Annotated in this window: 18 protein-coding genes and 2 tRNA genes; 14 read left to right on the forward strand and 6 right to left on the reverse strand. The window is 70.8% G+C overall.

The features are described 5' to 3' along the window. The first annotated feature begins 32 nt into the window (after positions 1-32). Together ACWDY5_RS03825 and ACWDY5_RS03830 are read left to right on the forward strand one after the other, a co-directional pair. The gene (locus ACWDY5_RS03825) at positions 33-638 is read left to right on the forward strand and encodes a DUF6461 domain-containing protein (protein WP_449720831.1); all 606 of its coding nucleotides are present in this window, start codon (positions 33-35) and stop codon (positions 636-638) included. Between the two features lie 487 nt (positions 639-1,125). Continuing rightward, positions 1,126-2,166, forward strand: a complete 1,041-nt coding sequence (locus ACWDY5_RS03830; RefSeq protein WP_252484971.1) for a 3-isopropylmalate dehydrogenase — start codon at positions 1,126-1,128, stop codon at positions 2,164-2,166. Between the two features lie 181 nt (positions 2,167-2,347). On the opposite strand, the gene ACWDY5_RS03835 is transcribed toward ACWDY5_RS03830, so the two are convergent. Beyond that, positions 2,348-3,169, reverse strand: a complete 822-nt coding sequence (locus ACWDY5_RS03835) for a phosphoenolpyruvate hydrolase family protein (protein WP_449720832.1) — start codon at positions 3,167-3,169, stop codon at positions 2,348-2,350. Further along, on the reverse strand, positions 3,166-4,434 hold the full coding sequence (locus tag ACWDY5_RS03840; protein ID WP_449720855.1) for a Tm-1-like ATP-binding domain-containing protein: 1,269 nt from the start codon (positions 4,432-4,434) through the stop codon (positions 3,166-3,168). The genes ACWDY5_RS03835 and ACWDY5_RS03840 overlap by 4 nt, the downstream gene beginning before the upstream one ends. 170 nt (positions 4,435-4,604) lie before the next feature. On the opposite strand from ACWDY5_RS03840, the gene ACWDY5_RS03845 reads away from it, so the two are divergent. The 5 genes from ACWDY5_RS03845 to ACWDY5_RS03865 all read left to right on the forward strand — a co-directional run bounded on the left by ACWDY5_RS03845 (position 4,605) and on the right by ACWDY5_RS03865 (position 10,643). Further along, positions 4,605-6,089, forward strand: a complete 1,485-nt coding sequence (locus ACWDY5_RS03845; protein WP_449720833.1) for an aminotransferase-like domain-containing protein — start codon at positions 4,605-4,607, stop codon at positions 6,087-6,089. A gap of 230 nt (positions 6,090-6,319) precedes the next feature. After that, entirely contained in the window at positions 6,320-7,966 is a 1,647-nt protein-coding gene (gene cimA / locus ACWDY5_RS03850; RefSeq protein WP_449720834.1) for a citramalate synthase, read from the forward strand. A 114-nt stretch (positions 7,967-8,080) separates the two neighbouring features. Then, positions 8,081-9,064, forward strand: a complete 984-nt coding sequence (locus ACWDY5_RS03855; protein WP_449720835.1) for a trypsin-like serine peptidase — start codon at positions 8,081-8,083, stop codon at positions 9,062-9,064. Positions 9,065-9,149: 85 nt separating this feature from the next. Further along, positions 9,150-9,851, forward strand: coding sequence for a response regulator transcription factor (locus tag ACWDY5_RS03860; protein WP_449720836.1), 702 nt, complete (start codon positions 9,150-9,152; stop codon positions 9,849-9,851). A 9-nt stretch (positions 9,852-9,860) separates the two neighbouring features. After that, positions 9,861-10,643 carry a fumarylacetoacetate hydrolase family protein gene (locus ACWDY5_RS03865; protein WP_449720837.1) on the forward strand — a complete coding sequence of 261 codons (783 nt, stop codon included), beginning with the start codon at positions 9,861-9,863 and terminating at the stop codon, positions 10,641-10,643. Between the two features lie 5 nt (positions 10,644-10,648). Here the strand turns inward: ACWDY5_RS03865 and ACWDY5_RS03870 are convergent, their stop codons facing one another. Continuing rightward, the gene (locus tag ACWDY5_RS03870) at positions 10,649-11,884 is read right to left on the reverse strand and encodes an FAD-dependent oxidoreductase (protein ID WP_449720838.1); all 1,236 of its coding nucleotides are present in this window, start codon (positions 11,882-11,884) and stop codon (positions 10,649-10,651) included. A 79-nt stretch (positions 11,885-11,963) separates the two neighbouring features. Between ACWDY5_RS03870 and gltX the strand changes: the two genes are divergently transcribed. From gltX to ACWDY5_RS03890, 4 genes are all read left to right on the forward strand, one after another. After that, positions 11,964-13,466: a glutamate--tRNA ligase gene (gltX, locus tag ACWDY5_RS03875; RefSeq protein ID WP_449720839.1), complete on the forward strand. Its 1,503-nt coding sequence runs from the start codon at positions 11,964-11,966 to the stop codon at positions 13,464-13,466. A gap of 93 nt (positions 13,467-13,559) precedes the next feature. Then, a complete protein-coding gene (locus ACWDY5_RS03880) occupies positions 13,560-14,309 on the forward strand; it encodes an HAD family hydrolase (protein WP_449720840.1) in 750 nt (249 codons plus the stop codon). Between the two features lie 127 nt (positions 14,310-14,436). Further along, positions 14,437-14,508 (forward strand) — tRNA-Gln (locus ACWDY5_RS03885). 36 nt (positions 14,509-14,544) lie between these two features. After that, a tRNA-Glu gene (locus tag ACWDY5_RS03890) sits at positions 14,545-14,617 on the forward strand. A 400-nt stretch (positions 14,618-15,017) separates the two neighbouring features. Here ACWDY5_RS03890 and ACWDY5_RS03895 read toward each other — a convergent pair. Continuing rightward, positions 15,018-15,719, reverse strand: coding sequence for an IclR family transcriptional regulator (locus ACWDY5_RS03895; protein ID WP_185009215.1), 702 nt, complete (start codon positions 15,717-15,719; stop codon positions 15,018-15,020). A 68-nt stretch (positions 15,720-15,787) separates the two neighbouring features. Here ACWDY5_RS03895 and leuC point away from each other — a divergent pair, with 68 nt between their 5' ends. The 3 genes from leuC (at position 15,788) to ACWDY5_RS03910 (ending at position 18,704) form a co-directional block, all read left to right on the forward strand. Then, complete coding sequence (gene leuC, locus ACWDY5_RS03900) at positions 15,788-17,191, forward strand: 3-isopropylmalate dehydratase large subunit (protein ID WP_449720841.1); 1,404 nt, start codon at positions 15,788-15,790, stop codon at positions 17,189-17,191. 22 nt (positions 17,192-17,213) lie between these two features. After that, positions 17,214-17,816: a 3-isopropylmalate dehydratase small subunit gene (gene leuD / locus ACWDY5_RS03905; protein ID WP_449720856.1), complete on the forward strand. Its 603-nt coding sequence runs from the start codon at positions 17,214-17,216 to the stop codon at positions 17,814-17,816. Positions 17,817-18,050: 234 nt separating this feature from the next. Beyond that, the gene (locus ACWDY5_RS03910; protein WP_449720842.1) at positions 18,051-18,704 is read left to right on the forward strand and encodes an HU family DNA-binding protein; all 654 of its coding nucleotides are present in this window, start codon (positions 18,051-18,053) and stop codon (positions 18,702-18,704) included. 109 nt (positions 18,705-18,813) lie between these two features. On the opposite strand, the gene ACWDY5_RS03915 is transcribed toward ACWDY5_RS03910, so the two are convergent. Further along, on the reverse strand, positions 18,814-19,728 hold the full coding sequence (locus ACWDY5_RS03915) for an NUDIX hydrolase (RefSeq protein WP_449720843.1): 915 nt from the start codon (positions 19,726-19,728) through the stop codon (positions 18,814-18,816). After that, a partial coding sequence (locus ACWDY5_RS03920; RefSeq protein WP_449720844.1) for an RNA degradosome polyphosphate kinase occupies positions 19,725-22,050 on the reverse strand: 2,326 nt, incomplete at its 5' end. The genes ACWDY5_RS03915 and ACWDY5_RS03920, both read right to left, overlap by 4 nt.

The raw sequence follows: 22,050 nt of genomic DNA on the forward strand, positions 1-22,050 counted from the left end.
CATTCGGCGTATGTGGATCTCCAGGGGCCGGGATGCTCTCCGGCGCGGGTGACGGCGCCGGGGCCTACGCGTGGCTGGCCGAGCTGCCGCTGGGCGCGGCGTTCGCGCTGGCCTTCGTGCGCGGGGTGGACGAGGCCGAGGTGCTGCGCCGGTTCGGGGCCGACCCGGACAGCGCGCGGGCCATGACGCTGGAGGAGATCGACCGGGCGCAGCAAGACGCGCTGCCCGAGTCGTTGCTGCTGGCCGCGGTGACCAAGGTGGGGGACTGGGTGCTGGTGGTGGAGCCCAACGGGTTCCAGTCCACTTTGGACGAGGTGCTCTCGGTGGTCTCGCACGGCGGCGAGGTGCTCTCGGTCTACCGCAACCTGGACGCGGTCGGACAGATCAGCCACGCGGTGGACGGCGGCCTGCGCACCGCCTTCGACCAGCTGGTGCCGTACCTGCGCTGGGGCAGCCTGCCGGACGCGCTGCTGCCGGTGATGCTGGCCGTCGGGCTGGATCCGGATGGTGGGACCGCGCCGGACCCGGACGCCGCCGCGCTGGCGCTGGCCGAGCGGGTCACCGGGGTCCGGCTGACCCAGGAGACGCTCTCCGGATCGCTGCCGACGGTGGTGCTCTCCGCACGAGAACCAGAGTGACACAGGTCGTGTCCGCGGAGCCGCGCCCGCGATAGCCGCGCCGAGGCGGCCGCTGGCGGAGCGGCCGAGACACCCGAATACGACCCGGTATGAGGGCGCCTCGGCCGCTCCGCCAGCGACCACCTCGATCACGGCTCTCGCAGACGCGGCTCCGCGGACACGACCTGACCCTTGGTTCACCCGGACGGGTGGACTTTCCCCAACTTCCGGCCACGCCCCGCTGGCGGCCGGTTTGGGCCCGGTGAGCCCGGTTAGGCTGCCATCCTCCCGCCCCAGGACGGGACTTCGTCGGTTGAGACGGGCTTTCCACCCTTCGAAACGGCCAAAATCGGGCTCCCTTGACGGGGGAAACCCGATCGGGTGTCCCGCAGTACGGGAGAGATCGGTGGGAAAGCGTGTCCGGACTGCGTTTTCCGGCCCCTCAGCCGGTAACCTGCGCGCAACGGTTTGTCCCTGTAGGTGGGGCAACTAGCCAGGAGGTGTGTGCATGCGGCTCGCGGTGATCCCAGGAGATGGGATCGGCCCCGAGGTGATCGCTGAAGCGCTCAAGGTGCTCGGTGAGGTCCTTCCGACCGCGGAGATCACCCGCTTCGACCTCGGTGCGGCTCGCTGGCACGCCACGGGGGAGCTATTGCCTGAATCCGTGCTCGGCGAGCTGCGCCAGCACGACGCGATCCTGCTGGGCGCGGTGGGCGACCCGTCGGTGCCCAGCGGCATCCTCGAACGAGGGCTGTTGCTGCGCCTGCGGTTCGAGCTCGACCACCACGTCAACCTGCGGCCGGCCCGGCTCTACCCGGGCGTGCGCAGCCCGCTGGCCGACTCGCCAGAGGTCGACATGGTCGTGGTGCGCGAGGGCACCGAGGGCCTGTACGCGGGCAACGGCGGCCTGCTGCGCAAGGACACGGTGCACGAGATCGCCACCGAGGTCAGCATCAACACCCAGTTCGGGGTCAACCGGGTGGTGCGGGACGCCTTCGCCAGGGCGTCCAACCGCCCGCGCAAGCACCTGACCCTGGTGCACAAGACCAACGTCCTCACCCACGCCGGCCAGCTGTGGTCGCGGGTGGTGGAGGAGGTTTCCCTGGAGTACCCGGACGTCTCCGTGGCCTACCAGCACGTGGACGCCACCACGATCCACATGGTCACCGACCCCGGCCGGTTCGACGTGATCGTCACCGACAACCTCTTCGGCGACATCATCACCGACCTGGCGGCCGCGGTCACCGGCGGCATCGGCCTGGCGGCCAGCGGCAACCTGGACGTGACGCGGCGCAACCCGAGCATGTTCGAGCCGGTGCACGGCAGCGCCCCGGACATCGCGGGCCAGGGCGTGGCCGACCCGACCGCGGCGGTGCTCTCCGTCGCGCTCATGCTCGACCACCTCGGCGAGACCGAGTCGGCCCGCCGGATCGAGGCCTCGGTGGCCTTCGACCTGGCCACCAGGGACCACGCGGCGCCCGGCGCGACCTACGCGGTCGGCGACCGGCTGGCCGCACTGGTGAGCTCGGGCCAGCGCACCGGAGCCTGACACGACGCAACGGGCCCCGACCGTCCACTTCGGACGGTCGGGGCCCGTTGTCGTACTGGGGCGAAGCCCCCCGCATTGACGGGCAACACGGGGGGCTTCGGGGTCGTCCGGCGGGCTGGCGGGCCGCACCGGACGACGGGCAGGCCGTCTCAAGTCCTGGGGGTGACCGTCGACGGCCGGGCTAGATGTCGATGCCCTTGAACTCCGCCACCCGCGCGGTGATCGCCAGCTCGGTGGGTAGTCGTTCCATCGAGGAGGCGCCGAAGAACCCGGCCACCCCCTCGGTCCGGGAGAGCACGTAGGCCGCGTCCGCGGGCTCGGCGATCGGGCCGCCGTGGCAGAGCACCAGGACCTCCGGGTTCACCGCCACCGCCGCGTCCCGCATGGCCTGTACCCGCTCGACCGCCTCGTCCAGGGACACCGCGGTGGCAGCCCCGATCGAGCCCTTGGTGGTCAGACCCATGTGCGGCACCAGCACGTCCGCGCCGGCCGCGGCCATCGCGGCCGCCTGGCCGGGGTCGAAGACGTACGGCGCGGTGAGCAGGTCGCGTTGCGCGGCAAGGCGGATCAGCTCGACCTCCAGGTCGTAGCCCATCCCGGTCTCCTCCAGGTTGGCCCGGAAGTTGCCGTCGATCAGGCCGACCGTGGGGAAGTTCTGCACCCCGGCGAAACCCAGCGCGGCCAGCTGGTCCAGGAAGTGCGGCATGACCCGGAACGGGTCGGTGCCGCACACACCGGCCAGCACCGGGGTGTGCCGGACCACCGGCAGCACCTCGCCGGCCATCTCCAGCACGATCGCGTTCGCGTCGCCGTAGGGCATCAGCCCGGCCAGCGAGCCCCGGCCGTTCATCCGGTAGCGCCCGGAGTTGTAGATGATCAGCAGGTCCGCGCCACCGGCCTCCGCGCACTTGGCGGAGAGGCCGTTGCCCGCACCCGAGCCGATGACCGGCCTGCCTCGCTCCACTGTGGACCGCAAGGCGGCCAGGACCTCGCTGCGGCTCATCGGGACGGCCCTCCCGCGAGCGCCGCGTTCCCGGACCGGGCGCCCGCTGTGATCAACTCGTGCAACCGGTCGGCCATCGCGACGGCGAACTCCGGGTCGTTGATGTGCGCGTCGTGCTCGTGCAGCTCCACCGTGCTGCCCGCGAGCGAGGTGCGCAACACCCCGAACAGCGCGGCGTCGGCCACCCGGTCGTCGAAGGGACCGCCCGTGGTGTCGATCGCGGAGACCCCGCGCAGCGGCACGAACAGCGCGGTCGGCCCGGTGGCCGCGCGCAGCTTGGCCGCCAGCCTGCGGCCCAGCTCCCGGTTCTCCGCGGGCGTGGTGCGCATCAGCGTCACGGTCGCGTTGTGCACGTAGAGGTTCCGCTCGGCGAAGCGCTCCGGCACGGTGTCCCGGGGACCGAAGTTGACCATGTCCAGCGCGCCGAGGCTGACCACCTGGGGCAGTCCGGCGCGGCCGGCCGCGGACAGCCGCTGCGGTCCTGCGGAGAGCACCCCGCCGACCAGGTCGTCGGCCAGCTCGGTGGTGGTCAGGTCCAGCACCCCGGCCAGGAGTCCGCTACCGGCCAGGGCTTCCAGCGACTTGCCGCCGGAGCCGGTGGCGTGGAAGACCAGCACCTCGTAGCCCAGTTCGGTCAGCCGGTCCCTGGCCGCGTCCACCGCGGGTGTGGTGACGCCGAACATGGACGCGGCCACCACCGGCCGGGGCGCCTCGGCCTCTGGGTCGGGGTTGTTCAGCGCGTGCTCGTAGCCCTGGGCCATCCCGGCGATCCCGTTGGCCGCGTTGCGCAGGATCAGCTCGGAGACCGAGTTGAGCCCGGCGATGTCCACGACGCTGTACATCATGGTCACGTCCAGCGCGTCCACGTACGGCGAGGTGTCGCCGCTGGCCATGGTGGAGACCAGCAGCTTGGGCACCCCGACCGGCAGCGCGCGCATGGCCGCGCTGGCCACCGCCGACCCGCCGGAGCCGCCGAGTCCGACCACGCCGTGCAGCAGGTTCTGCCGGTGCAGGCAGGTCACGATCGCGGCCACCCCGCGCGCCATCACCGCCAGCGCCGCGCCCCGGTCGCCGGCCGCGCGCAGCTGGGCCAGCTCCGCCCCGGCCGCGGAGGCGACCTCTCTGGAGCTGATGTCCGCGCGGGTCAACGGATCGCCGAGCACACCGGCGTCCACCAGCAGCACCGAGCAGCCGGCGGCGGTGATCCGCTCAGCCAGCCAGGCGTACTCGGCCCCCTTGGTGTCCAGGGTTCCGACCAGCACCACGGTCGCCAAGGCTGGCGGCTCCTTCCAGGGCACAGCAGCGTGAAGTAATGTCGAAAGAGGTCTGAGCGACAACCGAGATGATCATTCCGATACGTTGCGGCCCATCAGATCAGAGACTGCTCCGGTCCGATCGGGCCTGAGCAGGCCAATTCCGCGGAGGTGGACTGCGGGTGTCCGCTCGTCTGGGCAAATCGGCGATCAGCGTCACCCGTCTGGCTGGACTACTCCAGGGCTGGACAGACGAGTCCGGTTCCCTGCACCGCAGGCTCGCCAAGGCGGTCAAGCAGCTGGTGGAGAGCGGCGAGCTGCCGGAGGGCACCCGGCTGCCCGCCGAACGGGCGATGGCGGTCGCGCTCGCGGTGAGCCGGTCCACCGTGGTCGCCGCCTACGACGACCTGCGCAGCGCGGGCTGGCTGGCCAGCCGCCGGGGCAGCGGCACCTGGGTGCGGCGGCCCGGCATCGACTACCCGGTGCCGGAGCCGAGGGCCGGCGCGCTCGGCCTCGGCCGCCGCGGCGCGGTGCCCGCCCCGCTCACCGGCGCGCACCTGCCCAACCCGCCGGACACCGTGGACCTGTCCACCGGCGCGCTGCCCGGCCTGCCGATGGTGGCCCAGATCGCGGCCACCCTGGGCGCGGCGGACTACGCGGGGCTGCTGGACCACCACGGCTACTTCGTCGGCGGGCTGCCCGAGCTGCGGGTGGCGCTGGCCGGGCAGCTGGCCGAGCGCGGGGTGCCCGCGGCGGCCGAGGACCTGATCGTCACCAGCGGCTCGCAGCAGGCGGTGGACATGCTCGCCCAGGGCCTGCTGCAACCGGGCGATGAGGTGGTGCTGGAGGAGCCCACCTACCGCGGTGCGCTGGAGGCCTTCCGGGCCAGGGGCGCCAAGGTGCTCTCGGTGCCGGTGCGCACCGGGCGGCGCGGACCCGGCGGGGTGGACATCGAGGTGCTGGAACGGCTGCTGGACTCCCGCCGCCCGAAGCTGCTCTACCTGCTGCCCACCGCGCACAACCCGACCGGAGCCACCCTCGGCCTGGCCGACCGGCTGCGGGTGGTGCGCGCGGCCGCGGCCACCGGGGTCGCGGTGGTGGACGACGGGTCCACTGTGGACACCTCGCTGAGCTGGCCGCCGCCCGCGCCGCTGGCCGCGGTGGCCGCCGAGCACGGCGTGCCGGCCACCGTGTTCTCCGTCGGCTCACTGTCCAAACTGTTCTGGGGCGGGCTGCGGGTCGGCTGGGTGCACGGGCCCAGCGACCAGATCACCAGGCTGAGCCGGGTGAAGAACGCGGCCGACTTGGGCAGCTCGGTGCCCAGCCAGCTGCTCGGGCTGAAACTGCTGCCGCACAGCGACCACGCGCGGCGGCTGCGGATGGCCCAGCTGGCCGCCGGGCTGGCCGCGGCCGAGGAGGCTGCGCGGGACCACCTGCCCGGCTGGGAGTTCGCCCGGCCGCTGGGCGGCGCGGCGCTGTGGCTGCGCGCGCCGGGCCGGGACGCGGTCGCGCTGGCCGCTCGCGCGCGCAAGTGCGGGGTGCTGGTGGTGCCGGGTCCGGCCTACTCAGCGGCCGAGGGACTGCGGGAATGCATGCGGGTCGGTTACTCGCTGTCGCCCGATCGAGTCAGGGAAGGCATCCGGCGGCTGGCCATGGCCACGGAATGAGCTGGGGGTTCCCGGGATCTGGGAGCACTCGTCCGGGTCCTGGATATTTGCCGCCGGGTTGTGGCAGCATCGACGCCGTGACTTCACGGTTCGTGATCATTATTGACGAGCGCGTCGGGTAGTGCCTCTCCAGCACCCGGCGCGCAGACCTCTCGCATTCGCGGGGGGTCTTTTTGTTTGGCCTTCCGACTGTCGAAACCCATAGTGCGACCCGCCACATGGAGCGCCCCGTGACCCGCACCAGCCCGGCCGAGACCCCGCTCGGCGACAGCTTCCACGTCTACGACACGACGCTGCGCGACGGCGCGCAGCGCGAGGGCGTCACGTACTCGGCCACCGACAAGCTCGCGGTGGCCCGGCTGCTGGACTCGCTCGGGGTGGGTTTCATCGAGGGTGGCTGGCCGGGCGCAATGCCCAAGGACACCGAGTTCTTCGCCCGCGCCGCCGCCGGTGAGCTGGAGCTGCGGCACGCGGCGCTGGTCGCCTTCGGCGCCACCCGGCGGCCGGGCAACCGGGCCGAGTCGGACCCGCAGGTGCGCGCGCTGCTGGACTCCCAGGCTCCGGTGGTCACGCTGGTGGCCAAGTCCGACCGGCGGCACATCGAGCGCGCGCTGCGCACCAGCGTGGACGAGGCGGCCGCGATGGTCGCCGACACGGTGTCCTTCCTCACCGGCGAGGGCCGCCGGGTGTTCCTGGACGCCGAGCACTTCTTCGACGGCTACGCCTACGACCCGGACTGCGCGCTGCGCGTGCTCGGCGCCGGGGTCGAGGCCGGGGCCGACGTGGTGGTGCTCTGCGACACCAACGGTGGCCAGCTCCCGCTGGGCATCGCCAAGACCGTCGCCGAGGTGGTGGCGCGGACCGGTTTCCGGGTCGGCATCCACTGCCAGGACGACACCGCCTGCGCGGTGGCCAACAGCGTCGCCGCGGTACAGGCCGGCGCCAGCCACGTGCAGTGCACCGCGAACGGCTACGGGGAACGGGCCGGCAACGCCGACCTGTTCGCCGTGGTGGCGAACCTGGTGACCAAGCTCGACATGCCGGTGCTACCCGCCGCAGCGCTGTCCGAGCTGACCCGCGTTTCCCATGCCCTCGCCGAGATCGCCAACATCGCACCCAACGCCCACCAGGCGTATGTCGGGACCGCAGCATTCGCTCACAAGGCGGGTCTGCACGCGAGCGCGATCAAGGTGGACCCGGATCTGTACAACCACATCGATCCGGCCACCGTCGGCAACGGCATGCGGGTCCTGGTCACCGAGATGGCCGGCCGGGCCAGTATCGAGCTCAAGGGAAAAGAGCTCGGACTGGACCTGGCCGGCCAAGGGGAAGCGGTCACCCGCGCGGTGCGCAAGGTCAAGGACCTGGAGGCCCGCGGCTGGTCCTTCGAGGCCGCGGACGCCTCGCTGGAACTGCTGCTGCGCGGCGAGATGTCCACTTCGGACGGTCCACGTGAGACGGTCTCGCCGCCGTTCACCCTTGACTCCTACCGGGTTGTGCTCGACCACCGCCCGGACGGCGTGGTGATCTCCGAGGCCACGGTGAAGGTGTACGTGTGCGGCGAGCGGGTGATCGCCACCGCGGAGGGCAACGGCCCGGTGCACGCGCTGGACGCCGCGCTGCGCAAGGCGCTGCTGCCGCACCTGCCCTGGCTGGAGTCGGTGGAGCTGATCGACTACAAGGTGCGCATCCTCACCGAGCAGCACGGCACCGACGCGGTGACCAGGGTGCTGGTGGAGTCCTCCGACGGCGAGACCGAGTGGACCACCGTGGGCGTGCACGGCAACATCGTGGAGGCCAGCTGGCTGGCCCTCTGCGACGCGCTGGCGCACAAGTCGATGCGCGTGCCAGACCCTGGCCACACACTGATGGCCTAGCGTTCTGCCTCAAAGGGAGAAGTCGAATCCCGTTGCGGGACAACGACTTCTCCCTCTGCTTAACATTCGGCCGCGGCCCTGGGGAGGGCTACTGTCGAGCTTGGGGAGGACACAGTGCGGATCGCACGAATCGCGCCGGCGCTGGCGCTGCTGCTGGGGGTGGTGCTCACCGGCGGCACCGCGCAGGCGGCGCAGGCGAGCCCGGACAGAGGAGCCATGCGACTGTTCCGGCTCGCCATGGGCGCGGCCCTGGTGCTGAGCACGACCCTGACCGGTGGCGCGGCCGCCGCCCCGGCCGGCGGCGTGGAGCTCGTCGTGCACGAGGCCGGCGGCAGCACCTCGACCGTGCGGATGCCTGCCGCGCGGCTGTCCTCAATGGCCGCGACCCTGGCCCAGCCCGCGAAACCCGCGCAGGCCGACGCCGGGATGTACCGGGCCACCAACGGCCACATCGCGGCCTACACCGGGGACGGCAACGTCTCCAAGTGCTCCGCCTCGGTGATCAACAGCCCCAACCGGCGGGTGCTGGTCACCGCGGCGCACTGCCTGTACCGGCACGAGGAGAGCAAGCCCTGGATCCAGACCCTGCGGTTCGTGCCCGGACTGCGCCCCGGCCCGACCCAGCCGGAGCGCGAGCCGGTGGGCGGCTGGGCCGGCGCGACCTTCGTGGTGCCCAAGAGCTGGACGCTGATCCCGGAGGTCAAGAGCGAGCACCTCAAGTGGGACCTCGGTTTTGTGGTGATGCAGGACCGGCGGGACGGCACGCGGCTGGGTGACGCGGTGCCCGGACACGGTTTGCGCGTCAACGCCCCGTACGGGCAGCCCACCACCGTGGTCGGTTGTCCCTTCACCAGCAAGGGCACGCAGGAGTTCTGCGCGGGCACCGCGACCCGGCAGGCGACCTACGACTGGCACCAGCTGCCTTGCTCGTTCGGGTCGGGGGCCAGCGGCGGTCCGTGGCTGCACGACTACGACGCCAACGGACTGGGCTACGTCATCGGGGTGAGCCACTCGCTGGACGCCAACGGCAGGGACAACTACTCGGCGCACTTCGGCGACCTCGCGCTGAGCCTCTACAACTACGTCAAGGACCGGTAGCCGGACCGGCAGCGCGCCGCGGCAGTCCACACAGGATTGTGCGGCGCGCTCGCTTTCCCGGCCCGGGTTGGTCGACACTGTCCGGATGACGGAGGGCGCGCGCATCCTGGTCGTCGACGACGAGCACTACCTGGCCGACCTGGCCGCCAACGCCTTGCGCCGGGCGGGGTTCCAGGCCGAGGTCGCGGGCACCACGGGCGCGGCGCTGGCCATGGGCCTGAGCCGCAGGCCGGACCTGCTGGTGATCGACCTGCGGCTGTCCAGGGGACCGGGCGGGCCGGTCGGCGAGGAGCTGGCCCGGTTCGGCTGCGAGGTGCCGGTGCTGTTCCTGCTCGGCCGGGAGGACACCCAGGACAAGATCGCCGGACTGTCCGTGCCCGGCGCGGACTACCTGGGCAAACCGTTCAGCCTCGGCGAGCTGGTGGCCCGCTGCCGGTCGCAGCTGCGGCGCAGCAGCGGGCACGGCTCGCCGCTGCTGAGCTGTGCCGGGCTGGAGCTGGACGAGGACGCGCACCTGGTGCACCGGGACAACACCAGGGTGGACCTGAGCCCGACCGAGTTCCGGCTGCTGCGGCACCTGCTCACCCACCAGAACCGGGTGCTCACCAAGCAGCACATCCTGGACCACGTGTGGGAGTACGACTACGCGGGCGAGGACTCGGTGGTGCCCACCTACATCAGCTACCTCCGCCGCAAGGTCGACGCCCGGCGCGAGCCGATGATCCACACCATCCCGCGCACCGGCTACGTGCTACGTCCCCCGACGGGCGCGGCGGGCTCGTCGTAGGGTTGGGGCGTGCGCATTGCTCGTGTAGCCCACCCCGAGGGCATGGCTTTCGTCTCGATCGAAGGTGACCTGAACGGATCGCCCGAGTCGCTGACCGTGGCGGAGATCGCCGAACACCCCTTCGGCCAGGTCCAGCTGACCGGCCGTCGCTGGCCGCTGGCCGATGTGCGGCTGCTGGCGCCGATGCTGCCCAGCAAGGTGGTCTGCGTCGGACGCAACTACGCCGACCACGCCAAGGAGATGGGCGGCGAGGCCCCGGCCAGCCCGATCATCTTCCTCAAGCCCTCCACCACGGTGATCGGCCCGAACGTGCCGATCAAGCTGCCCGCGAGCTCCGAGCGGGTGGACTTCGAGGGCGAGCTGGCCGTGGTCATCGGCCGCCCCTGCAAGGACGTCCCGGCCGCGCGGGCCAAGGACGTGATCCTGGGCTACACCATCGCCAACGACGTCACCGCCCGCGACCAGCAGAAGGCCGACGGCGGTTTTGGCAGGGCCAAGTCCTACGACACCTTCTGCCCGCTCGGCCCCTGGGTGGAGACCACCCTGGACGCGGCCGACGTGGAGATCCGCACCGAGCTCGACGGCGAGCTCAAGCAGGACGGCCACACCGCGCAGATGGTGCACGACGTGCCCGCGCTGATCGAGTTCATCTCGCACATCATGACCCTGCTGCCCGGTGACGTGATCCTCACCGGCACCCCGGCCGGGGTCGGCCCGATGCGTCCTGGCCAGACGGTGTCGGTCACCGTCGAGGGCCTGGGCACCCTGACCAACCCCGTGGCCGCCAGGTAACCGCCTCAGCGCTTGGCCGGGCGGCGGGCGAAGGCCGGGGCGTGCTCGGGCAGCGGGCCGATGCCGATCAGGTAGGCCGGGATCCGCTGCAGGCGCGGAAAGCGTTGCAGCAGCCGGATCGGCTTCGGCACGGTGCCACCGGGGTTGATCTGACCGGTCAGCACCCGGCCCAGCAGTCGCTTGTGGATGAACCGCTGCGCGCCCTGGATCACCGCCGTCGGGAACCACCGGCGGCGCTGGACCTTGGCCAGGTCCGCGGTGCCGACCCGGCCGCGGCGCAGCGGGGCGGCGAGCAGCCGGGCGGCGGCCACCGCGTCCTGCACGGCCAGGTTGATGCCCACCCCGGCCACCGGTGACATGGCGTGCGCGGCGTCGCCGATGCACAGCAGGCCGTCGGTGTGCCAGCGGCGCAAGCGGTTCAGCCGGACGTCGAGCAGCTTGACCTCCTCCAGTGAGGTCAGCGTGTCCATCCGGTCGGCCAGCCAGGGCAGCAGGGCGGCGAACCGGTCCCGGAAGGCCTGCACGCCCTCGGCGCGGACCTGGGCGTCCGAGCCCTTGCGGATCAGGTAGGCGCACTGGAAGTACTCGCCCCGGTCGATGAGCACGCTTGCCTGGCCGGTGCTGAACCGGCCGAGCGCCCCGGCCGGGTCGTCCTCGTGGCGGGGCAGCCGGAACCACCACACGTCCATCGGCACGCCGAACTCCCGTGGCTTCAGCCCGGCCGCGGTCCGGGCCAGGGAGTTGCGGCCGTCGCAGGCCACGGTCAGCCCGGCCCGCAGCTCACCGGCCGTGCCGCTGTCCCGGTCCCGGTACCGCACGCCGGTGACCCGGCCGTTCTCCCGGATCAGGCCGGTGACCTCGGTGTTCATCCGCAGCTCGAACCCGGCCTCGCGGCGGCCCGCCTCGGCCATCAGGTCCAGGAAGTCCCACTGCGGCACGAACGCGATGTGCGGGTGCGGGCGCAGGTGGCGCAGGTCGCCGATGGGCATCAGCCCGGTGTCCAGCTGCACTTGCAGCCGGTCCACCAAGCGGTGCGGCACCTTGGCGAACTCCTCGGCCAGGCCCAGCTCGTCCAGCAGCGTCAGCGTGGACGGGTGCACGGTGTCGCCGCGGAAGTCCCGCAGGAAGTCGCCGTGCTTCTCCAGCACCGTCACCCGCACCCCCGCGCGGGCCAGCAGCAGCCCCAGCACCATCCCGGCCGGGCCGCCGCCGATCACGACGCAGTCCCTGGTGTCAGTCATGGTGATCACCCCTCTTTTCAACGCCTGTTGAATAAGTTCAGCTTCCTCCAGGGCAACCGGTTCGTCAACCACCTATCGGATGAGTAACCTCTCCGCCGTGAGTGAGGTCCGCGTTCGCTTCTGTCCTTCCCCCACCGGCACCCCGCACGTGGGGTTGGTCCGCACCGCCCTGTTCAACTGGGCCTACGCCCGCAACCAGGGCGGCAAGCTGGTCTTCCGCATCGAGGACACCGACGCCGCGCGTGACTCCGAGGAGTCCTACGAGGCCCTGCTGGACGCGCTGCGCTGGCTCGGGCTCGACTGGGACGAGGGCCCCGAGGTGGGCGGCCCGCACGCGCCGTACCGGCAGAGCCAGCGCCGCGAGATCTACCGCGAGGTGATCGAGAAGCTGCTCGCCGCGGGTGAGCTGTACGAGTCCTTCTCCACCCCGGAGGAGGTCGAGGCGCGGCACCGCGCGGCCGGGCGCGACCCCAAGCTGGGCTACGACAACTTCGACCGCACGCTCACCGAGGAGCAGAAGGCCGCCTTCCGCGCCGAGGGCCGCGAGCCGGTGCTGCGGCTGCCCATGCCGGCTGAGGACATCACCTTCACCGACCTGGTGCGCGGCGAGATCACCTTCCCGGCCGGGTCCATCCCGGACCAGGTGCTGGTGCGCGCCAACGGCGATCCGCTGTACACGTTGGTGAACCCGGTCGACGACGCGCTGATGCGGATCACGCACGTGCTGCGCGGCGAGGACCTGCTGCCGTCCACGCCCCGGCAGATCGCGTTGTACGCGGCGCTGCGGCGGATCGGGGTGGCCGAGGGCACGCCGCGGTTCGGGCACCTGCCCTTCGTCATGGGCGAGGGCAACAAGAAGCTGTCCAAGCGGGACCCCTCGTCGAACCTGTTCCACCACCGGGACCGGGGTTTCCTGCCGGAGGGGCTGCTGAACTACCTGGCGCTGCTCGGCTGGTCCATCGCCGAGGACCGGGACGTGTTCACCATGGCGGAGATGATCGAGGCCTTCGACATCGGCAAGGTCTCGGCCAACCCGGCGCGGTTCGACCTGAAGAAGGCCGAGGCGATCAACGGCAGCCACATGCGGCTGCTCGCGCCGGAGGACTTCCGGGCGCGGCTGGTGCCGTATCTGGTCGCGGCCGGCGTGTTGCCCGCGGAGCCGAGTGCGGAGCAGCTGGAGCTGTTGGCCGGCGCTGCTCCGTTGGTGCAGGAGCGGGTGGGGTTGCTGGGCGAGGCGGCCGGGATGCTGGCGTTCCTGTTCGCGGATGAAGACAGTTTTGAGGTGGAGCCGGAGTCCGCGGCCAAGGCGCTGGGCGCGGACGCCGAGCCGGTGCTGCGGGCCTCGGTCGAGGCGCTGGCCGGGGTTTCCGAGTGGCGCACCGAGGCGATCGAGGCCGCGCTCAAGGGCGCGCTGGTCGACGGGCTGGGGCTCAAACCGCGCAAGGCGTTCGCGCCGGTGCGGGTGGCCGTGAGCGGTCGCACAGTGTCACCGCCGCTGTACGAGTCCCTCGAACTGCTGGGCCGGGACCGCTCGCTCGGGCGGCTGGAGCGGGCACTGGAGGCCGTGCCCACCGCGTCCTGATTACGCAGGATTACTGACTTGACCGTGCCAGCCGGGCAAATGTCACCTCTTTAGCAGAATCGAACACGGCAGGTACGCGTCTAACCTCACCGGGTGACATCCGCCTTGGCGTTCGAACCTGCCTCACAGAAGGTTGGACAAATCCGGGCAGTGTGCTTCGACATCGACGACACACTGGTCGACTATGCGACTTCGGCCCGGCTCGGTTTGGCCGCGTTACTCGGTCACGACAACGGCTGGGCCGCTTGGGAACGCGCAACCGAATGCCAGTTGGCCCGCCTCATTGCCGGCGAGATCGACTACGACACCATGCGCAAGGAGCGTTCCCGCACCTTCTTCGCCGATCTCGGCGAGTTCATCTCCGACACCGAGGCAATTGCCCGTGAGGAACGCCGGGTGGCCGCCATGCGCCGCGCCTGGCGGCTCTTCGACGATGCCGGACCCTGCCTGGACTGGCTGCGCGGGGCCGGGCTGCGGATGGCCGCGATCACGAATGCCAGCGGAGCCCTCCAACGGGTGAAGCTGGCCGACTGCGGGCTGGCCGAGTACTTCGAGGAAGTGGTCATCGCGGGTGAGCTCGGGGTGGCCAAGCCGGATGAAGTGATCTTCCACACGACCTGTGCCGCACTGGGTATCGCGCCCGAGCAGGCCGTGCACGTGGGGGATCGGCTTGATCTTGATGCGGTCGGAGCCAGGGACGCCGGGATGTACGGGGTATGGCTTGATCGGAGTGGGGCTGGGGTGGCGGAGCTGCCCGAGCGGGTGTCGGTCATCGGGGGGCTGGAGGAGCTTCCGGAGCTGTTGGTGTGCGAGCTCGCCGAGGTGCCCGTAGAGGTGCGTTGAGCTGGGCAAAAGGGGGTTGTGGGGGGTCGATTAGGTATTCGCTGGGCTCGTGGTCTAGTATTCATCTCAGCACGGAGGACAGCGACAGAGACCCCTGCGGGGGCCCCTGGAGTTGACCGACAGCTGATGGGGTATGGTGTAATTGGCAGCACAACGGATTCTGGTTCCGTTAGTCTAGGTTCGAGTCCTGGTACCCCAGCAGGAGGAAGCCTAACAATCGGAATCCTCTTAGCTAGGCCCCGTCGTCTAGCGGCCTAGGACGCCGCCCTCTCAAGGCGGTAGCGCGGGTTCAAATCCCGTCGGGGCTACATCGGTGGAAGCGGTCTGATCCGGAAGAACTTGGATCAGGCCGCTTTCGCATTTTATCCCGGGGGCCGAGCCCCCGGACCCCACGGTGCGAGTGGTGCCGAACCAGCGGGGTTCTTTTGGGTTTCGCGGTTGGTTGCATTCGCGTTTGTATTGGCCTCGCCCTTTGGGCTGGCCCTTCGCTAATTGTTCTCCTTGCTCTTGGTGATGGTTGCTTGTGGGCTCTCGGCATGGGGGCCTCGTCGCTGGGGTGATGCGGGTTTGCAACGTGGGCGTGATGTGGGTCACGGAAGACTGTGGCCCCAGCTGCTAGGGCGGCTGGGGCCTGGTCGGGTGTTGGGCGCGTGTTGGACGGTGTGTTGGCCGCTGTGGCGTGTTTCGGGGTGTCCTGGGGTCTCTGGGTCAGAGGCGGGACTGGAGGGCTTCTGCGGCGGCTAGGAGGTCGGCGGCCCAGCGGGCGCCTGGGCGGCGGCCGATTCGGTCTACTGGGCCGGAGACCGAGACTGCGGCTACTACCTGGCCGGTGCTGTCTCTGACCGGGGCGCTGACGCTGGCTACGCCTGGCTCGCGTTCTGCGACGCTTTGGGCCCAGCCTCGGCGTCTTACGTCCAGGAGGGTTCGTTCGCCGTAGACGGCGTCGGCCAGGACTGCGCGTTGGGTGGTGGGGTCGGACCAGGCGGCTAGGACCTTGGCGCCGGAGCCGGCGGTCATGGGGAGTCTGGAGCCGATGGGGACCGTGTCGCGTAGGCCTGCGGGGGGTTCTGCGCTGGCTACGCAGACTCGTTGGGTGCCGTCTCGGCGGTAGAGCTGGACGCTTTCGCCGGTGATGTCGCGGAGTCTTGGGAGGACTGCGCTTGCGGCGTCCAGGAGGGGGTCGGTGACTCCTCCTGCCAACTCGGCCAGGGCGGTGCCTGGGCGCCAGCGGCCATCGGGGCCTCGCTGGAGCAGGCGGTGGACTTCCAGGCCTACGGCGAGGCGGTGGGCTGTTGCCCTTGGCAGGCCTGTTCTTTGGCACAGCTCAGCCAGGCCGCAGGGGTCGGTGGCTACTGCGTGCAGTACTGCCACTGCCTTGTCGAGTACTCCGATGCCGCTATGCTGTCCCACGAGCCGATACTAACTTCCCGGTATTTGGGAAGTCCAGGGTTGTTTTCTTACCTCGACGCGGAGGAGCGATGGGACGCACGCTCGCGGAGAAGGTGTGGGACGCGCATGTTGTGCGTCGTGGCAGTGGGGCCGAGCCGGACCTGCTCTACATCGATCTCCACCTGGTGCATGAAGTGACTAGCCCGCAGGCGTTTGACGGTCTGCGGTTGGCGGGCAGGCCGGTGCGGAGGCCGGATCTCACGATCGCGACTGAAGATCACAACGTGCCGACGGTGGACATCGACAAGCCGATCGCGGACCTGGTGTCGCGGACGCAGGTGGACACGCTGCGGAAGAACTGTGCGGAGTTCGGGGTTCGGCTCCACCCCATGGGGGATCTGGATCAGGGCATCGTGCACGTGGTCGGGCCGCAGCTGGGGCTGACCCAGCCGGGGATGACCGTGGTGTGCGGGGACAGCCACACGTCTACGCACGGGGCCTTTGGCGCGCTTGCTTTTGGGATTGGCACTTCTGAGGTTGAGCATGTGCTTGCCACGCAGACGTTGCCGTTGCGGCCGTTCAAGACGATGGCGATCACGGTGGAGGGGGAGCTGGCGGAGGGGGTCACGGCGAAGGACGTGATCCTGGCCGTCATCGCGCAGATCGGTACCGGTGGGGGGCAGGGGTATGTCCTGGAGTACCGGGGGAGCGCGATCACGGCGTTGTCCATGGAAGCTCGGATGACGGTGTGCAACATGTCGATCGAGGCCGGCGCGCGGGCCGGGATGATCGCGCCGGATGAGACGACGTTCGAGTACCTGAAGGGGCGGCCGCACGCTCCCGAGGGGGCTGACTGGGACGCGGCGGTCGAGTACTGGAAGTCGTTGCGGACTGATGACGACGCGGTTTTCGACGAGGAGATCGTGCTTGACGCGGGCTCGTTGTCGCCGTTCGTGACCTGGGGGACCAACCCGGGGCAGGGGCTGCCGCTGTCGGGGTCGGTGCCGGATCCCGAGCAGATCCTCGATGAGGGGGAGCGGACCAGCGCGGAGAAGGCGTTGGCCTACATGGGGCTGACCGCGGGGCAGCCGCTGCGCGAGATCGGGGTGGACACCGTCTTCCTCGGGTCCTGCACCAACGGGCGGATCGAGGACCTGCGGGCCGCGGCGGCCGTGCTCAAGGGGCGCAAGGTGGCCCAGGGCGTGCGGATGCTGGTGGTGCCCGGCTCGATGCGGGTGCGCGCGCAGGCCGAGGCCGAGGGGCTGCACGAGGTGTTCAACGCGGCGGGTGCCGAATGGCGGCAGGCCGGGTGCTCGATGTGCCTTGGCATGAACCCGGATCAGCTCAAGCCGGGGGAGCGGTCGGCCTCGACCTCCAACCGGAACTTCGAGGGGCGGCAGGGCAAGGGCGGCCGGACGCACCTGGTGTCCCCCTTGGTGGCCGCCGCCACGGCCGTGACCGGACACCTGTCCTCGCCCGCGGATCTGGACTGAGAGGGGTTCTGACATGGGTGCGATGAAGCCGTTCACCACGCACACGGGTGTCGGGGTGCCGCTGCGACGGTCCAACGTGGACACCGACCAGATCATCCCCGCGGTGTACCTGAAGCGGGTCACCCGGACCGGGTTCGAGGACGGGCTGTTCGCCGCCTGGCGCAACGACCCCGAGTTCATCCTCAACCAGGAGCCCTACCGGAACGGGTCGGTCTTGGTGGCCGGGCCGGACTTCGGCACCGGGTCCTCCAGGGAGCACGCGGTGTGGGCGCTGGGGGACTACGGCTTCCGGGCGGTGATCTCCTCCCGGTTCGCCGACATCTTCCGCGGCAACTCCGGCAAGCAGGGCCTGCTGGCCGCCCAGTGTGAGCAAAGCGACGTCGAGCAGCTGTGGAAGCTGCTGGAGGCGGAGCCGGGCACCGAGGTCACTGTGGACCTGGAGTCGAAGACGGTGCGAGCCAAGGAGTTCCAAGCGCCCTTCCAGGTGGACGACTACACCCGCTGGCGGCTGCTGGAGGGGCTCGACGACATCGGTCTGACCCTGCGACACGCCGAAAGTGTTGATGCGTTCGAAAAATCGCGGCCAAGTTGGCTGCCGAGGACTCTTCCGGTCCGCAGCGGCTGAGGAATCCGCCTTCGCCCGACCTGAATCCCCTGGTAGAGAAGGGGATTCAGGTCGGGAAACGGTGGGGCCGGACCCCGCCCATTCCACCGCTCGGCGTACCTCGGACGGGCGGATCACCGCGCGTCGCAATGGATTTTCGGGCGTGGCGCGTGGAAAGTATTGGCGTTTGGCCTTACCGTTGCCTTCTAGTCGGCCTGAGTTGTAGGGCCGTAAGCGTCCTGGGAGGGACTGAAGGTGAACAAGGCCCAGCTCATCGATGCGCTCGCCGAGCGTCTTGGCGACAAGAAGACCGCCGGCACCGCAGTCGACGGCATCGTCGACGTCATCGTCCGCGCTGTCCACAAGGGTGACAAGGTCACCATCACCGGCTTCGGTGTGTTCGAGAAGCGGGCCCGCGCGGCCCGCACCGCTCGCAACCCGCGCACCGGTGAGACCGTCAAGGTCAAGAAGACCAACGTCCCCGCGTTCCGCGCCGGCACCACGTTCAAGAACGTGATCAGCGGCACCACCAAGCTGCCCAAGGCGGTGGCCCCCAAGGCCGCCCCGAAGGCCGCTGCGACCGCGAAGACCGCTGCCGCGGCCAAGACCACGGCCACGCGCACCGCGCGGGCGACCGCCGCCACCAAGGCGCCGGCCACCAAGGCCGCCGCCAAGCCGGCGACCACCCGCAAGACCGCGGCCGCGAAGCCCGCTGCTGCCAAGGCTGCCGCCCCCAAGGCCGCCGCGGCGAAGAAGCCGGCTGCTGCCAAGGCCACCACGGCCAAGGCCACTACCGCCAAGGCTGCCGCCCCCAAGGCTGCCGCGGCGAAGAAGCCGGCGGCCGCGGCGAAGAAGCCCGCTGCCGCCAAGGCGCCGGCCGCCAAGAAGCCGGCCGCTCGCAAGAAGTGAAGCCACGCCTGAGGCGGCCCTGACACCCAGGCCGCTTCGGGAAGGCTGAGAAAAGGCCCCGCCGGGACGCCGGCGGGGCCTTTCTTTTGTCTTCGCGGTCGAAATGCGGTCAGCGCAGCGGGGGTAACGGGCTTTCGCAGTAGTCGGCGGCCAGCAGGGTGGGGGCGGCCGGGTCCGCGTCGAAGGTGAGGATCCAGATGCTGCCCTTGCGGCTGGGGAACTCGGTCAGCGGCAGCCCGGCCTTGACCGCCAGCCGCTGCACGAGCTCCGGGATGACCCCGCCCTGGCTGGAGACCACCGCCACGCCCTCGCCCGCCGTGATGGACAGGAAGCGGCGCACGCCGGCGTCCGGGTCCGGCCAGAAGCCCTCCTCGGCCAGCAGCCACTCCTCGGTGATGGCCAGCGGCAGCCGGGCCGCCAACGGCTCCAGGGTCTGCACGCAACGCACCCTGGGAGCCGCGTAGAGCCGCGCTGGGGCGAACGGTGGCAGCCAGGCGGCCAGGCAGCGTGCCTGGTGCAGTCCGGAGGCGGTGAGCGGGCGCAGCTCGTCGGGGCCGTCCCACTTGCCGCGCTTGCCCGCCTTGGCGTGCCGCACCAGCAGCACCGTCCTGGTGCGGGCGGGCAGCGCGGTGAAGGCCTCCAGCACGGTGCGGTCGTGCGGGTAGGAGAGCAGCTCGCGGGCCTGCGCGGCTGGGAGCCAGCGCAGCTCGTCGACTTCCTCGTTGGCGGCGAACTCGCCGGAGACCGCCTCGGCGCTGTAGTAGGTGACCGTCTTCGGCTGGCTGCCACCGTCCTCTGTGGACACCTCGTAGTGCGCGGCAGGCAGCAGCCTGCCCAGCACGGCGCGGTAGCCGGTCTCCTCGGCGATCTCCCTGACCGCGGTCTCCGGCAACGCCTCGCCGGGGTCGGCCTTGCCCTTGGGCAGCGACCAGTCGTCGTAGCGCGGCCGATGCGTGACCGCCACCTCCACCCCCGCGGCGGTCTCCCGCCACAGCACCGCGCCCGCGGCGTGGATCCGGGTCATGCCTTGGCCCCGTGCCGCCGCAGCATCTCCTCCTGGTGGTCCAGCACCCTGCTGCCCGCCTGCGGCGAGGGACTCCAGTGCCCGTTGGGTTCCAGCTCCCAGCAGCGGGTGGCCGGGTCCATGCAGGAGTCGAACATCACGTCCAGGTCGTGGGTGAGCTTGGGATCGGCCACCCGGACCATCACCTCGATCCGGCGGTCCAGGTTGCGGTGCATCATGTCCGCGCTGCCCACCCAGTGCTCGTCGGTGCCCCGGAAGTGCACCAGCCGCGAGTGCTCGAGGAAGCGGCCGAGGATCGAGCGCACGGTGATGTTCTCGCTCAGGCCGGGCACCTTCGGCTTCAGCGCGCAGATGCCGCGCACCACCACCTCCACCGGCACCCCCGCCTGGGAGGCGCGGTAGAAGGAGTCGATGACCTGTTCGTCCACCAGTGAGTTGACCTTCAGCCGGATCCCGGTCGGCTTGCCCTCGCGGGCCAGCGCGATCTCCCGCTCCACCCGCTCCACGATGCCCCGCCGCACGCCGTAGGGCGCGACCAGCAGGCTGCGGTAGGTGTGCTGGCGGGAGTAGCCGGTGAGCACGTTGAACAGGTCGGTGAGGTCCTGGCCGATCGAGGGTTCGGCGGTGAGCAGGCCGATGTCCTCGTACAGCCTGGCCGTCTTCGGGTTGTAGTTGCCGGTGCCGATGTGGCAGTAGCGGCGGATGGTGGCGCCCTCCTGGCGCACCACCAGCGCGGTCTTGCAGTGCGTCTTCAGGCCCACCAGGCCGTAGACCACGTGCACGCCGGCGCGTTCCAGCTGCCGGGCCCACTTGATGTTGGCCTGCTCGTCGAAGCGCGCCTTCAGCTCCACCAGCGCCACCACCTGCTTGCCCGCCTCGGCCGCGTCGATGAGCGCGTCCACGATCGGCGAGTCACCCGAGGTGCGGTACAGGGTCTGCTTGATGGCCAGCACGTGCGGGTCGGCCGCGGCCTGTTCGATGAAGCGCTGCACGCTGGTGGAGAAGGAGTCGTAGGGGTGGTGCACCAGCACGTCGCCCTCGCGCAGGGTGGCGAACACGCTCTTGGGCGTCTCTCCCTCGCTGAAGGCCGGGTGCGTGGCGGGCACGAAGGACTTGTCCTTCAGCTCGGGGCGGGCCAGGCCGTAGAGCTGCCACAGGCAGGACAGGTCCAGCAGGCCGGGCACCTCGACCACGTCGTGCGGGTCCACCTCCAGCTCGCGCAGCAGCAGCTCCAGCATGTGTTCGCTCATGGTGTCGGCCACCTCCAGCCGCACCGGCGGGCCGAAGCGGCGGCGGGCCAGTTCCCGTTCCAGCGCCTGCAGCAGGTCCTCGTCCCGGTCCTCCTCGACCTCCAGGTCGGCGTTGCGGGTCACCCGGAACACGTGGTGCTCCAGCACCTCCATGCCCGCGAACAGGTCGGTCAGGTGCGCGGAGATGAGCTCTTCCAGCGGCAGGTAGGTCGCGGTGTCGGCGTCCCGGTCCAGCTCCACCCGCACCAGCCTGGGCACGTTGTCCGGCACCTTGACCCTGGCGAAGCGTTCCTGCCCGCCCTGGGGATCCCGCACCGTGACGGCCAGGTTCAGGGACAGGCCGGAGATGTAGGGGAAGGGGTGCGCCGGGTCCACCGCGAGCGGGGTGAGCACCGGGAAGATGTGGTCGCTGAAGTAGTTGGTCAGCCGCAACCGGTCCGGGTCGTCCAGGTCGTCCCAGGCCACGATGCGCACCTGGTACTTCTCCAGCTCCGGCTGGATCTGGTCCAGGAAGGTGCGCGAGTGCAGCTCCACCAGGTCCTGCGCGCGGGTGGTGATCCGGGCCAGCTGCTCGCGCGGGGACAGGCCGTCGGCGCTGCGCACGGACAGCCCGGTCTCCTCGCGGCGCTTCAGCCCGGCCACCCGGACCATGTAGAACTCGTCCAGGTTCGAGGAGAAGATGGCCAGGAACTTGGCCCGCTCCAGCAGCGGCTCGGAGACGTCCTCGGCCAGGGCGAGCACCCTGGCGTTGAAGTCCAGCCAGGACAGTTCCCGGTTGAAGTAGCGGTCGTCCGGCAGGTCCTTGATCGTGGGCGGCGCGGTCACCGCGGGCGGCGCGGCCGGGGAAGCCTTGGGCGGCGCGGGCTCGGCGCGCCGGGTGGGCGGGGCGGGGGGATCGGTGGGCGTGGCCTGGCCCTCGGCCGGGACCGCGGTCTCCACGGGCGGCTGCGGCGCGGGTTCGGCCGGGGTCGCCGCGGCGGTGGCGCTGGGGGTGCGGCGCTGGGCGGCGGCGGTGCGGCGGGCCGTGGTGGGCTTGCGGGGTGACGGCGGCGAGCGCGAGCGAGGTCTGCTC

The organism is Crossiella sp. NPDC003009, from assembly GCF_053591555.1.

Coding starts and splice junctions, on each gene's coding strand:
- ACWDY5_RS03825 (WP_449720831.1), top strand. CDS start 33: ATGCTCTCCGGCGCGGGTGACGGCGCCGGGGCCTACGCGTGGCTGGCC.
- ACWDY5_RS03830 (WP_252484971.1), top strand. CDS start 1,126: ATGCGGCTCGCGGTGATCCCAGGAGATGGGATCGGCCCCGAGGTGATC.
- ACWDY5_RS03835 (WP_449720832.1), bottom strand. CDS start 3,169: ATGAGCCGCAGCGAGGTCCTGGCCGCCTTGCGGTCCACAGTGGAGCGA.
- ACWDY5_RS03860 (WP_449720836.1), top strand. CDS start 9,150: ATGACGGAGGGCGCGCGCATCCTGGTCGTCGACGACGAGCACTACCTG.
- ACWDY5_RS03870 (WP_449720838.1), bottom strand. CDS start 11,884: ATGACTGACACCAGGGACTGCGTCGTGATCGGCGGCGGCCCGGCCGGG.
- gltX (WP_449720839.1), top strand. CDS start 11,964: ATGAGTAACCTCTCCGCCGTGAGTGAGGTCCGCGTTCGCTTCTGTCCT.
- leuC (WP_449720841.1), top strand. CDS start 15,788: ATGGGACGCACGCTCGCGGAGAAGGTGTGGGACGCGCATGTTGTGCGT.
- leuD (WP_449720856.1), top strand. CDS start 17,214: ATGAAGCCGTTCACCACGCACACGGGTGTCGGGGTGCCGCTGCGACGG.
- ACWDY5_RS03915 (WP_449720843.1), bottom strand. CDS start 19,728: ATGACCCGGATCCACGCCGCGGGCGCGGTGCTGTGGCGGGAGACCGCC.